Consider the following 14,855-nt stretch of genomic DNA (forward strand, 5'->3'; position numbering starts at 1 on the left):
GCGTCACACCTTCCTCACCCGCACCGGCAACCCCTGCCGCACCACCGCACCCGACACCCAGTCGATCCACACGTTGTCCTTGGCGGGCCGGGTGGGGTCGGCAAAGCCCAGGCGGTTCAGGTTCACGCCATTGCCGTGCTGCGGGTTGTGGGCCATGGGCTGGCCGTCCACGGTGTGGGCCGCGGCGCCCAGCTGGGTGTGGCCGTAGCCGTATTCGATGGCGATGGCGCCCTGGGCGATGCCGCCGCGTACCAGGGCCACGCCCCGCAGCTGAGCGCCGGGGGTGCTGACCTCGATAGGGTCGCCGTTGGCGATGCCCAGCCTGGCGGCGTCGTCCTTGTTCAGGCTGATGGGGTTGTGCGGGTGTACCTGCCGCAGGCGGCTGGCGGCAATCGACATGCTGCTCATCAGGTTGGACTTGTAGCTGCTCATGGTCAGCGGCCAGTCTTGTTCGGTGAAGCGCTCGCGCATGCTGCTGCCGTCGGCAAAGCGCGTGGGAAACCAGGTGGGGCAGCCCGCGTAGCGCTCGCCGGTCATGGAGTGGCGCATCTTGGCCAGGCCCTCGTGCCAGATCTGCACGGGGAACTTGTGCGCGGCCTTGATGTGCTCGCCCTTCCATGCGTCTTCGATCGTGTCGAAGCGGCCACCCCGGCTCATCACCATGGCCACGCGGCGCACTTCCTCGGGCTTCAGGCGCCGGTCCAGGTCGGGCATCCAGCGCTTCAGGCCCGTGATCTCGATGTCGTCGTCCGATGCCTCGGGCACGGGTTTGCCGGCCTGGTAGGCGATGTTGCACATGCCGCGCAGGTAGAAGTCCTCGGCGCTTTCCAGGTCGAGCGGTTCGCCCTCCTTGGTGCTCATGGCGTTCTTGCCGAAGCCCGGTAGCTGCAGCTGCTTGGCCACGGCGAAGAGGAAACTCTCCAAGCTCACGGGCCTGCCCTCCGCCGTCCTGGCGGTGGCGGACTCCACCACGGGCCAGCGCACGGTGCTGCTCTTGGCCACCACGTCGGCCCAGGGGGCGCCGATGCCCCAGCTTTCGTAGGTGACGGTGTCGGGCACGATGTAGTCGGCCAGGGCCGAGGTCTCGTTGATGAACGGGTCCACCGAGACGAACAGCGGCAGCCGCTTCGGATCCTTGATGGCGTCCAGCAGGGTGTTCTCGAAGCCGCAGATGGCGTACACCGGGTTGCTCATGTGGTTGATCCACGCCTTCACCGGGTAGGGGTAGCCCAGAAGGCCGGCGGCCAGCATCTCGCTGCTCATGCCCCCCGGCGCCGGGTACCACGGGGCCTTGGCGGGGTAGGGGTTCTGGCCGGCTTCCTTCTTGCGCTTGAATTCGCTGGTCTTCTCGTACGGGAAGCGCGTGCGCGACAGGGCTACCCCGCTGGCCTTCACCGCGCCGTCGAATTGCGCGAAGTTGTAGCGCGGCCCGGGCCCGAAAGGGCCGAACGGGCCGGCGTCCAGCACCCAGCCGCCCTTGACGTTCAGGTTGCCTACAAGATTGTTCAGCATGGCGATGGCGTAGGCGGTGTAGAAGCCTGCGCCGCTCATGGTGCCGCCGTGCGAGTTGGCCACGGCCTGCTTGCCGTGGCTGGTGAATTCGCGCGCCAGGTCTTCGATGTCCTTCACCGGCACGCCGCACAGGTCCGAGTATTCCTGCAGCGTCTTGCGGCGCGCTTCCGCGCGCAGGCGGGCGAAGGCGGTGCAGACGGCCACCGGTGTGGGTTCCTCGGTGGAGCCCGGGGCCTTGATCGGGGTGAACTCGCGCTCCACCACCAGCTCGGCCGCCTGGGCCACGGTGTGGGGCACCAGCTTGAAGCCGCCGCTGCCGTCGGCCACCTGCACCACGTACACATCCTCGGCGGGGGTCTTCTCGTCCACCGGCTCGGGCAGGGGCAGGCCCAGATCCGCGCCGCGCAAGAACTGCCCGTAGCGTGGGTGCTGCACGTCGTTGATGAGCAGGTGGGTGGCGTTGCTCCAGCTGGCTTCGCCCGCGGCGACCATGGCGGCCGGGCCGGGCTGGGTGAGAAAGGTGGCGTCGTAGCGCTCGTTGTCGATGATCCAGCGGATCAGCGCCATGGCCAGGGCCAGGTCGGTGGCGGGTTTGATGGGCATCCACCGGTTGTTGTCGCCGGCGGCCAGGCTCGAGGAGGTGGGCAGCACGGGCGAGACGACGACATACCGGTAGCTGTCGTCCTCGCGCGAACGGGCCTCGGCCAGCTCGCGGCCCATGCGCTGGAAGGGGTTGCCTGCCTGCGCGGGCGCGGTGCCCAGGAACAGCCCGAAGCGCGAGTTCTTCCAGTCCGGCTTGCCGTGCGGCATGCCGGGGATGTTGCCCAGGGCCGCGGCCGTGCCCACGCGGTAGCTCTGACCGCAGTAGGCGCCGTGGTTGGCGAAGTTGACTGAGCCGAACGCCGGGCCGACGAAGCGGCGGATCAGCGGCGTGCGCCCTTCGTTGGAGGCGTCGGTGAACAGCAGCTGATTGGACTTGGGGCCGTACTCCGGGTTGTCGGCGTCGATCAACGTCTTGACGTCGCGGATGGCCGCCAGGCCGTCCACATGGCCCTCGCCGAACAGGTCGCCGCCCTCGCAGATCTCCTGGACCAGTTGCTCGAAGGAGATCGTCTTCCACTGGCCGGAGCCGCGTGGGCCCACGCGCTTGAGCGGTGCCAGCACGCGGTGTGGGGCGGTCTGGTGCTCGAACATCGCAGAGCCGCGCGCGCAGCTGGTGGCACGGCCTTCCAGGCCGTTGTCGCCGCCCAGCAGGGCGTAGACCTCGCGCACCGGCGTTTCCATGGGTGCGTGCTGGGTGGTGGCCAGTGGGTGGTAGGGGTTGCCGGCCACGCGCAGGATCTTGTTGTTCTCGGTATCCACGCGCACGCGGATGCCGCACTGCGTCCAGCAGCCCAGGCAGCTGCTGGGGCTGACCACCTGGCCGGGCTGGGTGGAGAGCAGGCCGGTGACGGGGTCGATGCGGAACTCGGGCGTCAGCGAATTGCCTCGCGTGGCGCTCTTCGTGGCCACGCCGGAAGTGCCCTGGACCAGGCCCTTGGCGCCCTTGGCCACGGTCTCGCCGTAGCCGGCGGCAAAGGCCGCCAGGCCGCCGGCCACGGCGCCGCCGCGCAGCAGCATGCGGCGGCGGTTCATTTCTGGGCTGGCGTCGGCGCCACCAGCGTTTGCGGGGTGTTGTTTCTTGTCGGACATGGAAGATCCTCTCTCGGGCGAGCGCAGCAGCGAGTGATTTGCTTCTGTTTTTATAGCTACTAGCGCTTGCTGGTATTGGGTTGGAGGCTGTTTTGCTATGAATCAATGAGCGTCACGCGCGGGCGGGGGCTGCATCCTGGCGCGCCGGGAACAGCTCCAGCGCCCAGCTGGCCAAGGCCACCAGCGCCACGCACAGCCCGGCCACGCCCAACATACCCATCAGGCCGTCGCCGCCCAGCGGCATGTGGTACAGGTACAGGCCCGCGCCGAACTTGGGCACGCCTTGCACGCCCATGAACAGCGCCCAGCGGAAGGCCCAGGCGCTGGCCGCCAGCCCCAGGCCCAGCACCAGCGTGTAGCCGGTGGCGCCCAGGCGGTGGCGGCCGCGCAGCAGTGCACCCACCACGGCGGCGCCGAACACGGCCGAGCCCAGCATGGCCAGGCGCCACACGGGGAAGTCGCGGAACAGGCGCAGAGCCTCGTCGAACGAGCGGTTCAGGCCCGCCATTCCGGTGCCGGCCCAGGCCAGCGCCACCAGCACCAGCGCAGCGGCCAGGGCCAGGCCGATGCCGCGCAGCAGCTGCAGGGCGGCGGCGCCGGGGCGCAGCGTGGCGGGCAGGAAGCGCTCCAGCACGAAGGCCGCGCCCACGGTGGCCAGCCAGCCGGTCAGCGCCAGGTTGATGGGCACCCACAACGTGTTCCACAGCGGACGGGCGCGGATGACCATCATCTCCGCGCCGGTGTAGAAGGTGATGGACAGCGCCGACAGCACCAGCAGCGGCGCCAGCGCGCGCATCCAGCCCCCCCGGCCCAGCCACCAGCTGGCGATGAACGCCACGCCGAGCGTGACGAACACCGGCAGCAGCAGCGCACCCACCGACATCCACGACCAGGGCGTGAAGTGCGCGTAGAAATGCCAGAAGCGCGCGGGCTGGTGCAGGTCGGCCAGCAGCGACACGGGGGCGGCGATCACGCTGACGGCCAGCGTCAACACGGCCACGGGCAGCAGGCGGCGCATCAGGCTGCCCCGGGCACCCCAGGCGCACAGCGCGGCCAGCAGCGCGCCACCGGTGGCCACGCCGGCCAGGAAGAAGTACTGCACGGCCCAGGGCAGCCAGGCGGCCTCGTAGTGCGGGGTGAGAAGTTCGATGATTTGCATGACGGGCTCCTTGCTCAGTGCTCGGCCAGCAGGCGCACGCTGGCCTGGCCGTCCACGCCGTTGACGAATTCGTCGGGCAGGCCGATGTAGAACACACGCGGCGCGGTCTTCATGTCGGGCTTCAGGACCTTGATCTCGTCCTGGTGCTCTGCCATGCGGCGATGGATCTCGCTGCCCTGGTCATTCAGGTCGCCGATCACGCGCGCGCCGCCCACGCAGCTCTCCACGCAGGCCGGCAGCAGGCCGACCTCCAGGCGGTGCTCGCAGAACGTGCATTTGTCGGCGGTCTGCGTCTCGTGGTTGATGAAGCGCGCGTCGTACGGACAGGCCTGCACGCAGTAGCCGCAGCCCACGCAGCGTTCGTTGTCCACCAGCACGATGCCGTCGGTGCGCTGGAAGGTGGCCTGCACCGGGCACACGGGGATGCAGGGCGGCTCCTCGCAGTGGTTGCACAGGCGCGGCAGGCTGACCATGGCGGGAGGCTGGTTGGGACGGTCGACCTCGTACTGCAGCACTGTGGTGCGAAATTGGCCGATGGGGGGCATGTTCTCGACCGAGCAACTCACGGTGCAGGCCTGGCAGCCAATGCACTTGCGCAGGTCCACCAGCATGCCGAAGCGCTTGCCTTCCAAGCCGGGGCGGCGCGGAGGTTGCGTGGTGCCGGGCAGGGTGAGGGCCGCGGCGGGAGCAGATGCAGCCGTCAGGCCAAAGGCGGTGGCCAGGCCGACCAGGTCTTGCAAGAAGGTGCGTTTGGCCTGTTGCACCGCGGGTGGCGCGCTGTGGCGAGCGGGAGAACTATTTTCAGGCATCGGGAAATACTCTTCTTTCTTTATTGCGTGATTCGATTATTCTTATTCGAAGATTTCTTCCCTTGATGTCAATCAAATGAGGCGGCAATATCTGGATAATTCAATTGCTGCGGCTATTTGAAAATAAAATCTTTCCATTTTATTATTCTTCAATTAAGGCTTTATTAAATCGGTTGGTGGACAGAAAAAGAAAAGGCGCGGCAGGAAAATATGCCGCGCCTTTCGTGCTTCAAGAGCCCTGGTTCGCTATATCAATAATAGCTGCCCGCGCAGACCCAGAGCCGCGTGGAGGCTGTTTTGCTTTGATGGTCTTCAAGCCATGGTCATCAGGCTGGCATTGCCGCCAGCGGCGGTGGTGTTAATGCTGACGGCGCGCTCCAATACCAGGCGCAGCAGGGCGGCCAGTGCTTGGTCTTCGTTCCGCACTGTGGCCAGACCCAGCAGCGCGCCCGGCCTTTCGGCCAGTTGCCGTTGAATGGTCAGAAGGCTGTCGGTATGTGTGCCATGCAGTGCAGCGTCGAAATCGGCGGCCATGGCATCTGCGGCCAAGATAATCCGCTCCTGCACTGCGGCGGGCAATGTGGCGCGCAGCGCCCCGGCGCTGGCGGGCCAGATGGCCTGGCTGCCGGCGGCCAGCACCGTGGCCAGCTGCAGCAGGCGGCAGTCGTCGTCGTCAGCCAGGCATAGCACACGTTCGCGTGGCAGCAGGCGGTAGTCGTTGCGCTCGCCCGTGGGACCGGGCAGGCGCGCCGAGAGGCCGGCGCAGCTGGCCTGGGCCAGCGCGGCGCAGCTGCTTGCCAGGGCACCGCGGCCCTTCTGCAGAGCCCAGGCCTGAAGCGCGCTCAAGGGCGCCAACAGGGCGGGCTGCAGGTCGTCGTCCACCGATTGGGCGGCGGTCTGGGCCAGCGCCGTGCGGGCGGCATCCGCCGGGTGGCGCGACAGCAGGCGCAGCAGGTACAGCGGCCCGCCGGCCTTGGGGCCGGTGCCCGACAGGCCCTCGCCGCCGAAGGGCTGCACGCCCACCACGGCGCCGACCATGTTGCGGTTCACGTACAGGTTGCCGGCGCGCGCCTGGGCCGCCACGCGGGCCACGGTTTCGTCGATGCGCGTGTGCACGCCCTGCGTCAGGCCGTAGCCGGTGGCGTTGATCTGGGCCAGCAGCTGGGGCAGCTCGCCGCGCTCGTAGCGCAGCACGTGCAGCACCGGGCCGAAGACCTCGCGGCCCAGCTGGCCGGCGCTGTCCAGCTCCACCAGCGTGGGCGGCACGAAGGTGCCGCGCGCGCTGGCGCCATCACCCTGGGGTGCTACCTGGTGCACGGCGTGGCCCTGGGCTCGGCGCTCGTCGATGTAGCGGGCGATGCCCTGGCGCGCCTCCTCGTCGATGACCGGGCCGACGTCGGTGGCCAGCAGCGCCGGGTCGCCCACGCGCAGCTGCTGCATGGCGCCGCGCAGCATGGCCAGGGTGCGCTCGGCGCAGTCGGCCTGCAGGCACAGCACGCGCAGGGCCGAGCAGCGCTGGCCGGCGCTGTCAAAGGCCGAGCTGACCACGTCGGCCACCACCTGCTCGGCCAGGGCGGAGGAGTCCACGATCATGGCGTTCTGCCCGCCGGTCTCGGCGATCAGCGGGATGGGCTGACCCAGCGGGCCCGCGCGCCGCGCCAGCGTCTTTTGCAGGATGCGCGCGACCTCGGTGGAGCCGGTGAACATCACGCCCTGCACGCGTGCGTCGCCCACCAGGCGCGCACCCACCGTCTCGCCGCGCCCGGGCAGCAGCTGCACGGCAGCGGCCGGCACGCCGGCCTGGTGCAGCAGGCGCACGGCCTCGTGGGCGATGAGCGGCGTCTGTTCGGCCGGCTTGGCCAGCACTACGTTGCCGGCGGCCAGCGCGGCCGCCACCTGGCCCATGAAGATGGCCAGCGGAAAGTTCCAGGGGCTGATGCAGGCCACCGGCCCCAGCGGCACGTGGCTGGCGTTGTCGAAGGCGGCATCGGCCTGGGCGGCGTAGTAGCGCAGGAAGTCCACGGCCTCGCGCACCTCGGCCACGGCGTTGGCGGCGGTCTTGCCGGCCTCGCGCATCAACAGCGGCAGCAGGCGCGGCAGGGCGCCTTCCAGTAGATCGGCGGTGCCGCGCAGGCGCCGCGTGCGCTCGGCCGTGGGCATGGCGGCCCAGGCGGGCTGGAAGGCCTGGGCGGCGTGCAGCGCCGCGTCCACGTCGGCCTCGGCGGCTTCCTGCACATGGCCAACCAGGTCGGCGTGGTCGGCCGGGTTGCGAACCGGCGCGCTGGCGCTTTGCTGCACCGGCGCGGCCAGCAGCGGGGCGGCATCTACGGGTGCGCCGCGGCTGGCGGCCAAGGCGTCGGCCAGCTCGGCCAGCACGGGGGCGCTGGCCAGGTCCAGGCCCTGCGAGTTGGCGCGGGCCGGGCCGTACAGTCCGGCGGGCAGAGCGATGCGCGGGTGCGGCAGGCCGGGCGCGCCCTCGCTGACGGCCAGCGCGTCCACCGTGGCCACGGGGTTTTCGATCAGCGATTCGAGCGGCAGCGCGGCGTCGGCCACGCGGTTGACGAAGGAGGTGTTGGCGCCGTTTTCCAGCAGCCGGCGCACCAGGTAGGCCAGCAGCGTCTCGTGCGTGCCCACGGGGGCGTAGATGCGGCAGGGGCGCTGGCCCACCACCTGCTCGTACAGCGGCTCGCCCATGCCGTGGAGGCACTGGAATTCGTACTGCCCAGGTGCGTAGCGCTCGGGCCCGGCCAGCTCCCAGATGGTCGCCAGCGTCTGCGCGTTGTGCGTGGCGAACTGGGGGTAGACGGCATCCGGCGCAGCCAGTAACTTTTGCGCGCAGGCGATGTACGACACATCGGTGTGCGCCTTGCGGGTGTAGACGGGGTAGTCGGCCAGGCCATCGACCTGCGTGCGCTTGATCTCGCTGTCCCAGTAGGCGCCCTTGACCAAGCGCACCATCAGCCGGTGGCCGCTGCGGCGCGCCAGGTCCACCACGTAGTCGATGACGAACGGGCAGCGCTTTTGATAGGCCTGGATGACGAAGCCGATGCCACTGAAGCCGGTCAGCGACGGCTCGTAGCACAGGCGCTCGAGCAGGTCCAGCGACAGCTCCAGCCGGTCGGCCTCCTCGGCGTCGATGTTCAGTCCGATGTCGTACTGCTTGGCCAGCTGCGCCAGCTGCAGCACGCGCGGGTACAGCTCGTCCATCACGCGCTGCCACTGCGCGACTTGATAGCGTGGGTGCAGGGCGCTGAGCTTGATGGAGATGCCTGGGCCTTCATAGACGCCCCGCCCGGCGCTGGCTTGGCCGATGGCGCGCACGGCGTCGATATAGGACTGCATATAGCGCTCGGCGTCCTGGGCCGTCAGCGCCGCCTCGCCCAGCATGTCGTAGGAGTAGCGAAAACCGCGCGCCTCCAGCCGGCGGGCATTGTCCAGGGCCTGGGCGATGGTCTCGCCGGTCACGAACTGCTCGCCCATCATGCGCATGGCCACGTCCACGCCCTTGCGGATCAAGGGCTCGCCGCCGCGCGCCGTGAGGCGGCGCAGCGCGTCCTTCAGCCCCGTCTCGCTGTGCGTGGACACCAGCCGTCCAGTGATGAGCAGGCCCCAGGTGGCGGCGTTGACGAACAGCGACGGGCTCTTGCCCAGGTGCGGGGCCCAGTCGCTGGAACCTACCTTGTCGCGGATCAGCGCGTCGCGCGTGGCGGCGTCGGGGATGCGCAAGAGCGCCTCGGCCAGGCACATCAGCGCCACGCCCTCCTGCGACGACAAGGCGAACTGCTGCAGCAGCGCCTGCACCAGCCCGGCACGCCCACCCTCGTTCTTGCGCTCGCGCAGGCCGCGCGCCAGCGCCAGGGCGCGGTTCTGTACGGCCTGCTGCAGATCGGCCGGCAGGCGGGCGGCCTGCAGCAGCGGTTCCAGGGCTTCGGGCTCGGGGCGGCGGGTGGCGGCCGTGATGGCCTGGCGCAGGGCGCTTTCGTCCTGCGGACGGGGGAAGAAGGGCGTGGAAGTCATGTGCGGATGATCGGGATTTGCCAGATAAATGAATCACCAAAATGGGGCAAATCAGGCGAATAATCTGCGCATGAAAACCACTGAAGCAGTCAGTATTGATCGCACGGACCTGCGAATCCTGAGGATCCTGCAAAGCGACGGCCGCCTGTCCAACTTGAAGCTGGCCGAGGCCGTGGCCCTGTCGCCCACGGCCGTGCTGGCGCGCGTGCAGCGGCTCACGCGCGAGGGCTACATCCTGGGCTACGAGGCACGGCTGAACCCGCTGCTGCTGGGCGCCGGCATGCTGGTTTTCGTGGAGGTGCTGCTGGACCACACCACGCCCAACGTGTTCGACCAGTTCAAGGCCGCGGTGCAGGTGCACCCGGAGATCATGGAATGCCACATGGTCGCGGGCGGTTTCGACTACCTGCTCAAAACCCGGTCGGCCGACATGGCGGCCTACCGGCGATTTGCCGGCGACGTGCTGTGGCAGCTACCCGGCGTGCGCGAGACGCGCACCTACGCGGTGATGGAGGAGGTCAAGCACTCCAACCACCTGCACCTGGGGTGAGCGCCCGGGCGGCGCCCACCGATCGCTGGGCTCAGTGCGGCAGCTCCAGGGCCTTCCAGCCCTGGTGGCTGAAGTGCTTGCCATAGGCATTGGCGGCCTTGGCCACCCGCACCACGCCGGCGGCGCGCTCGCCTTCCCCATGCTGGCCCTGGGCGGCCTCGGCGCCGGCCATCAGCTCGGCCACGACGATGTGCAGCTGCTCGTCGGCAGCGGCAGGCAGCTTGCAGTTTTCGACCATGTAGGCGACCTGCTGGTGGATGGCCTGGCCAAAGGCGTCGTAGTCGGCCGGCGTGGCCTTGCCGGCATGGGCGGCGGGCAGGATCTGCGCGACGGATTGGCGCACGGCGCTCATGGCCTGGCGCAGCGGCGCGTCGGTGTCCCATTTCTTGCCGGCGTTCAGCTGCAGCTGCTGCGGCACGGCGCTGCCGTGGTCATGCGCGGTGGCGGCCAGGCCGGCCAGCGGGGCGGCCAGGGCGGTGGACAGCAGCAGGGCGGTGATGATCTTCATGAAAAGGCTCCGTTGACAGTGGGTTGAACCATGCAAGGCCGCCGGCGCGTGGTGCGCGGCGGCCTTGTCCTCTTCAACGAACGGTGCAGCGCAATGTTCCATGGCGCATGCATTTTTTAGGGACGGTGCAGCAGCTCCTCCTCGGTCGCTTCCTGCGCGTAGCGGCCCAGCAGCAGCTGCAGCAGCTGCGCGCGCTGGCGCTCGTCCAGCAGCTCGCGCTCGTCCAGCAGCTGGGCGATCACGCGCTGCTGCTGCGCGGCCTGCAGGCGGGCGATGGCGGCCTGCTCGGCATCGATGGCGGCGCGGTCCGGCGCGGGGGCGAAGATGTGGCGCACCAGGGCCTCGCGGTGTTGGCGGATGCCCTCCCAGTTGGAAGACAGCTCGCGCAGAAAGGGCGCCTCCAGCGCCTGCCAGCGCGCGCGCTGCTCGGGCGTCAGCGCCAGGTGCTCGGGCAGGTGCAGGGCGGACGCGGGCTCTTGCGGTGCCGGGCGCAGCAGCAGCGCCGCGGCGACGCCCAGGTTCAGCGCCAGCGAGGCGGCCAGCAGGGCGCGGGTCCAGGCGCGGCGTTTCATGGTCGGCTCCTTGTCAGGCGGCAAATCTCGGCGGCGGCGCACAGGCCGCCGGGGGGCACGGGGTCGAAGACGCGCGCCAGGGCGGGTGCGGGCGTGGCTACCAGGGCGCTGGGGCCCAGCAGCAGGCCGCCCAGCCACAGGCCTGATGCCAGGGCCGCGCCGGCCGCCAGTCCCGCCGGCAACCAATCCGGCAGCCAGGCGGCAACGCCGCGCCGCGCGCGCCGGCGCGGCAGCCGGTCCTGCAGCTGCGCGGCCAGGTCGAAGCCCAGGGCGGGCGAGGGCAGGCCCTGCAGCTGCAGGCGCAGCGCCTGCAGGGCGCCCAGCTGCTGGCGGCACAGCGGGCAGGCGTCCAGGTGCCGCTGCAGCGCGGCCTGGCGGCGCGCAGGCAGGGCGTGGTCGACGAGGGCGGAAAGGTCTTCGGTACGCGGGCAGGCCATGGCAGCTCCTTGCGCTCAGCGCGGCATGTGTTGCAGCAGCCCGGCGCGGGCGCGGGCGATGCGTGACTTGACGGTGCCCAGGCGGATGCCCAGCACCTCGGCGATGTCTTCGTAGGGCAGGTTCTCGATGTCGCGCAGCAGCAGGATCTCGCGGTGCTCCACCGGCAGCTGCGCCAGTGCGGCCTCCAGTGCCGCCACGCGCTGGCGCGCCTGCAGCGCGGCCTCGGGCGTGGGCGCGTCGGCCGGCAGCTGCTCGGTCAGTACCTCGTCCAGCGGCACGAACGCCACGTGGCGGGCGCGGCGCAGCCGGTCCAGCGCCTGGTTGCGCGCGATGCGAAACAGCCAGGTGGACAGGCGCGCGTCCGCCCGCCAGCGGGGCAGGGCCTGGTAGGCGTTCAAGAAGGTCTCCTGCGCCAGTTCGCGGGCGTCTTCCTGCGAGCGCGTCAGGCGCAGCAGGAAGCGGTAGATGCGCTCCTGGTAACGGGCCACCAGCTCGGAGAACGCCGCAACCTCGCCGCGCTGGGCGCGGGCGATGCAGTCGGTCTCGTCCAGGTGGCTCAAGGGGCGCATTGCGGGCTTCAACGCACGGGCGGGGCAAAAGTTCCATGCGCCTGCGGGCAGGCGGGCAAACCTCGCAATAATGGCCTGCTATCCGCACCACAAGAACGAAGGGAACCTCCATGCAAGCCATCCGTTTCGCCCTGGCCGCCCTGGTGACAGGCCTGTCCGCCCAGGCTGCCAGCGCCGCGTGCTACATCGTCTACGGCGCCGACAAGCAGGTGGTCTATCGCGCGCAGACGCCGCCGGTGGACATGTCGCGCCAGCTGCATGAGACGCTGCCGCTGGTGGTCCCGGGCGGGACCATGGTGTTCTCGCTGGACAGCAGCGGCTGCGAGCTCGAAATCAATCTCCTGCCCGTGGCCGGCGCATCCCGTGCGTCGCTGGCACGGGCGGGCGTGCGCGCGCCGCGCGCTCCGCGCGGCTGAGCGCCGCGGCCGCTCCACGAGCGCACGGCCGACCAGCGCCAGGGCGGCGCCTGTAAGCCAGTGTGCAATAGTGGTCAAAAAGACCTCCATCCCTTTTCCAGCTTGCGCTGGCAGCTCTCGAATCGATAGCAAAAAGACCGGGGTGCGCATCCGCTGACGCTCCCCGGGCTGGCCAGCCTGCGGCCCGACGCCCGGCCTGCCGTTCCGGCTTGGTGCGCCGACCCATCGTCCGTCGTTGTCCTACAACCCGGCCGGCTGTTTGCCGGTGCAGGTGCGCTGCGCGCGCTTACAACAATGGACTCTCAGGAAGGAAGGCAGGCACGGGCCGCGCATGCAGTCCGGCCGCCGCGCCTTCTCATCCTGCGACCCGAGGGCAGCCCGCTGTGGACTGCCGGGTGGTCGCCACCCAGGAGAGACCATGCCCTTGCATCCCCCCCCGATGAGCCGCCGCAGCCTGCTGTCGATGATCGGCAAGACCGCCGGAGGCGGCCTCATGTACCAGGCGATGGCATCGCTCGGCCATGCGCAGGAGTCGAACTACCGCGGCCCGCTGGAGCTGGGCCGTGCCAAACGCGGGGGCACGGTGGTGATCCTGGGCGCCGGGCTGGCGGGCATGACGGCGGCCTACGAGCTGCGCGCGGCGGGCTACGAGGTACAGATCCTGGAGTACCAGGAGCGCGCCGGCGGGCGCTGCTGGACGCTGCACGGCGGCGACTCGTTCACCGAGCTGGACGGTACGCGCCAGACCTGCGAGTTCGACAAGGGCCTGTACATCAACCCCGGCCCCTGGCGCGTGCCCTACCACCACTACGCGCTGCTGGACTACTGCAAGCGCTTCGGCGTGCAGCTCGAGTCGTTCGTGCAGGTCAACTACAACGCGCTGGTGCACTCCACCAAGGCCTTCGGCGGCAAGCCGCAGCGCTTTCGCCACATCCAGTCCGACGTGCACGGCACCGTGGCCGAGCTGCTGTCCAAAGCCACCAACCAGCATGCGCTGGACCAGGCCGTCACGCAGGAGGACCGCGAGCTGCTGCTGGAGGGCCTCAAGGCCTGGGGCGGGCTGGATGGGCAGTACCGCTACCGCGAGAGCCACAACGCCAGCGAGTACCGCGGCTACGACAGCGACCCGGCCGGCGGCCTGATGCCCCTGGCCAAGCCCTCCAAGCCCATCGGCCAGCATGAGCTGCTGCAGTCGCGTCTGTGGTCGCAGATCAACATCGGCCAGCTCTACGAGTTCCAGACCACCATCTTCGAGCCGGTGGGCGGCATGGACATGATCGCCAAGGGCTTCGAGCGCCAGGTGGGCTCGCTGATCCACTTCAACCGCAAGGTCACCAAGATCGAGCAGACGCCGCAGGGCGTGACGGTGAGCTATGTGGATGCGCGCGGCGGCAGCGGGGGCGACGCGGTGCAGCAGGTCAAGGCCGACTGGTGCGTGTGCACCATCCCGCTGTCCATCCTGAGCCAGATCGACATCCAGGTGGGCGACGCCATGAAGGCGGCGATCGCCGCCGTGCCCTATGGCGCTTCGTTCAAGGTGGGGCTGCAGTTCAAGCGGCGCTTTTGGGAGGAGGACGACCGCATCTTTGGCGGCATCAGCTACACCGACCTGCCCATCGAGCAGATCTCCTACCCCTCGAACAACTTCAACACGCAGGGGCCGGGCGTGCTGCTGGGCGGCTATGCCTTCGACGACACGCACGCCTACGAATTCACCGCCATGCCGCCGGCCGAGCGCATCCGCGCGGCGGTGGAGTTCGGCGCGCAGCTGCACCCGCAATACAAGAAGGAGTTCCAGAACGGAGTCGCGGTGGGCTGGCACCGCATACCGTGGATCAACGGCTGCTTCGGCATCTGGTCGGACGAGGCGCGCAAGCAGCACTACCGCAACCTGTGCCAGGTGGACGGGCGCATCGTGCTGGCGGGCGAGCACGCCTCGTACATCCCCGCCTGGCAGGAAGGCGCCGTGCTGTCAGCGCTGGACGCCGTCAAGCGCCTGCACGAGCGCGCCCAGGCGGCGTGAGACGCGCGCCCTCACGTACCACCCCCGAACCGAAGGATTCCGATCATGACGACGACAACCCCTTTCTGGCTCTGCGCTGGCGCTGCCGTGCTGCTGGCCGCAGCCGCCACTGGCGCAGGCGCGCAACAGTCCCCGGCCTCCGGCGCATCGGACTCCGCGGGCGCCGCACCCCAGCAGTCCGCCACCCAGCAGCCCGGCGCGCGCTCGATGACCCGGCGCGATGCCGCCGACGCCTCCAAGCCCGCGGGCTTCAACCCGCGCTTTTCGCCCAGCAGCGAGCGTTTCGCCCAGCAGGGCGGCGAGCGGCTGTACCAGTCCATCTGCCAGGGCTGCCACATGCCGCAGGGCCAGGGCGCCAAGGGCGCGGGCTTCTACCCGGCGCTGGCCAAGAACGCGCGCCTGGCCACGGGCGCTTATCCCACCTATGTGGTGCTCAACGGCCTGCACGGCATGCCGCCCTTTGCCCAGCGGCTGGACGACCAGCAGATTGCCGACGTCGTCAACTACGTGCGCACGCATTTCGGCAACAGCTACCAGGACGCCGTCACCGCGCAGGACGTGAAAAAGCAGCGGCCCTGACCGGCCGGCGC

The 14,855-nt window shown here is 69.7% G+C and carries 12 protein-coding genes; 4 read left to right on the forward strand and 8 right to left on the reverse strand.

Annotated features, from left to right (window positions below; genetic code table 11):
• Positions 1-3: 3 nt before the first annotated feature.
• The 4 genes from RT282_RS06635 to putA all read right to left on the reverse strand — a co-directional run bounded on the left by RT282_RS06635 (position 4) and on the right by putA (position 9,189).
• Positions 4-3,204, reverse strand: coding sequence for a tetrathionate reductase subunit A (locus tag RT282_RS06635; protein ID WP_313312767.1), 3,201 nt, complete (start codon positions 3,202-3,204; stop codon positions 4-6).
• Between the two features lie 112 nt (positions 3,205-3,316).
• Positions 3,317-4,363 carry an NrfD/PsrC family molybdoenzyme membrane anchor subunit gene (gene nrfD, locus RT282_RS06640; protein WP_313312768.1) on the reverse strand — a complete coding sequence of 349 codons (1,047 nt, stop codon included), beginning with the start codon at positions 4,361-4,363 and terminating at the stop codon, positions 3,317-3,319.
• Positions 4,364-4,377: 14 nt separating this feature from the next.
• Positions 4,378-5,172 carry a sulfate reduction electron transfer complex DsrMKJOP subunit DsrO gene (dsrO, locus tag RT282_RS06645; RefSeq protein ID WP_313312770.1) on the reverse strand — a complete coding sequence of 265 codons (795 nt, stop codon included), beginning with the start codon at positions 5,170-5,172 and terminating at the stop codon, positions 4,378-4,380.
• Between the two features lie 312 nt (positions 5,173-5,484).
• Entirely contained in the window at positions 5,485-9,189 is a 3,705-nt protein-coding gene (gene putA / locus RT282_RS06650) for a trifunctional transcriptional regulator/proline dehydrogenase/L-glutamate gamma-semialdehyde dehydrogenase (RefSeq protein WP_313312772.1), read from the reverse strand.
• A gap of 70 nt (positions 9,190-9,259) precedes the next feature.
• Between putA and RT282_RS06655 the strand changes: the two genes are divergently transcribed.
• Entirely contained in the window at positions 9,260-9,739 is a 480-nt protein-coding gene (locus RT282_RS06655; RefSeq protein WP_313312774.1) for an Lrp/AsnC ligand binding domain-containing protein, read from the forward strand.
• 31 nt (positions 9,740-9,770) lie between these two features.
• Here RT282_RS06655 and RT282_RS06660 read toward each other — a convergent pair whose 3' ends face one another.
• From RT282_RS06660 to RT282_RS06675, 4 genes are all read right to left on the reverse strand, one after another.
• Entirely contained in the window at positions 9,771-10,247 is a 477-nt protein-coding gene (locus RT282_RS06660) for a hypothetical protein (RefSeq protein WP_313312775.1), read from the reverse strand.
• A gap of 116 nt (positions 10,248-10,363) precedes the next feature.
• Positions 10,364-10,819 carry a periplasmic heavy metal sensor gene (locus RT282_RS06665; RefSeq protein ID WP_313312777.1) on the reverse strand — a complete coding sequence of 152 codons (456 nt, stop codon included), beginning with the start codon at positions 10,817-10,819 and terminating at the stop codon, positions 10,364-10,366.
• Positions 10,816-11,256, reverse strand: a complete 441-nt coding sequence (locus RT282_RS06670) for a zf-HC2 domain-containing protein (RefSeq protein WP_313312779.1) — start codon at positions 11,254-11,256, stop codon at positions 10,816-10,818. Before RT282_RS06670 ends, RT282_RS06665 begins: the two co-directional genes overlap by 4 nt.
• A gap of 15 nt (positions 11,257-11,271) precedes the next feature.
• Positions 11,272-11,826, reverse strand: a complete 555-nt coding sequence (locus RT282_RS06675; RefSeq protein ID WP_313312780.1) for a sigma-70 family RNA polymerase sigma factor — start codon at positions 11,824-11,826, stop codon at positions 11,272-11,274.
• A 110-nt stretch (positions 11,827-11,936) separates the two neighbouring features.
• Between RT282_RS06675 and RT282_RS06680 the strand changes: the two genes are divergently transcribed.
• The 3 genes from RT282_RS06680 (at position 11,937) to RT282_RS06690 (ending at position 14,844) form a co-directional block, all read left to right on the forward strand.
• Positions 11,937-12,242, forward strand: a complete 306-nt coding sequence (locus tag RT282_RS06680; protein WP_313312782.1) for a hypothetical protein — start codon at positions 11,937-11,939, stop codon at positions 12,240-12,242.
• 418 nt (positions 12,243-12,660) lie between these two features.
• Positions 12,661-14,265, forward strand: coding sequence for an FAD-dependent oxidoreductase (locus RT282_RS06685; protein ID WP_313312784.1), 1,605 nt, complete (start codon positions 12,661-12,663; stop codon positions 14,263-14,265).
• 45 nt (positions 14,266-14,310) lie between these two features.
• A complete protein-coding gene (locus tag RT282_RS06690; RefSeq protein WP_313312786.1) occupies positions 14,311-14,844 on the forward strand; it encodes a cytochrome c in 534 nt (177 codons plus the stop codon).
• Positions 14,845-14,855 lie beyond the last annotated feature (11 nt).

This window comes from Pulveribacter sp., assembly GCF_032079985.1.
In the GTDB taxonomy this organism is placed as follows: Bacteria; Pseudomonadota; Gammaproteobacteria; order Burkholderiales; family Burkholderiaceae_C; genus Melaminivora.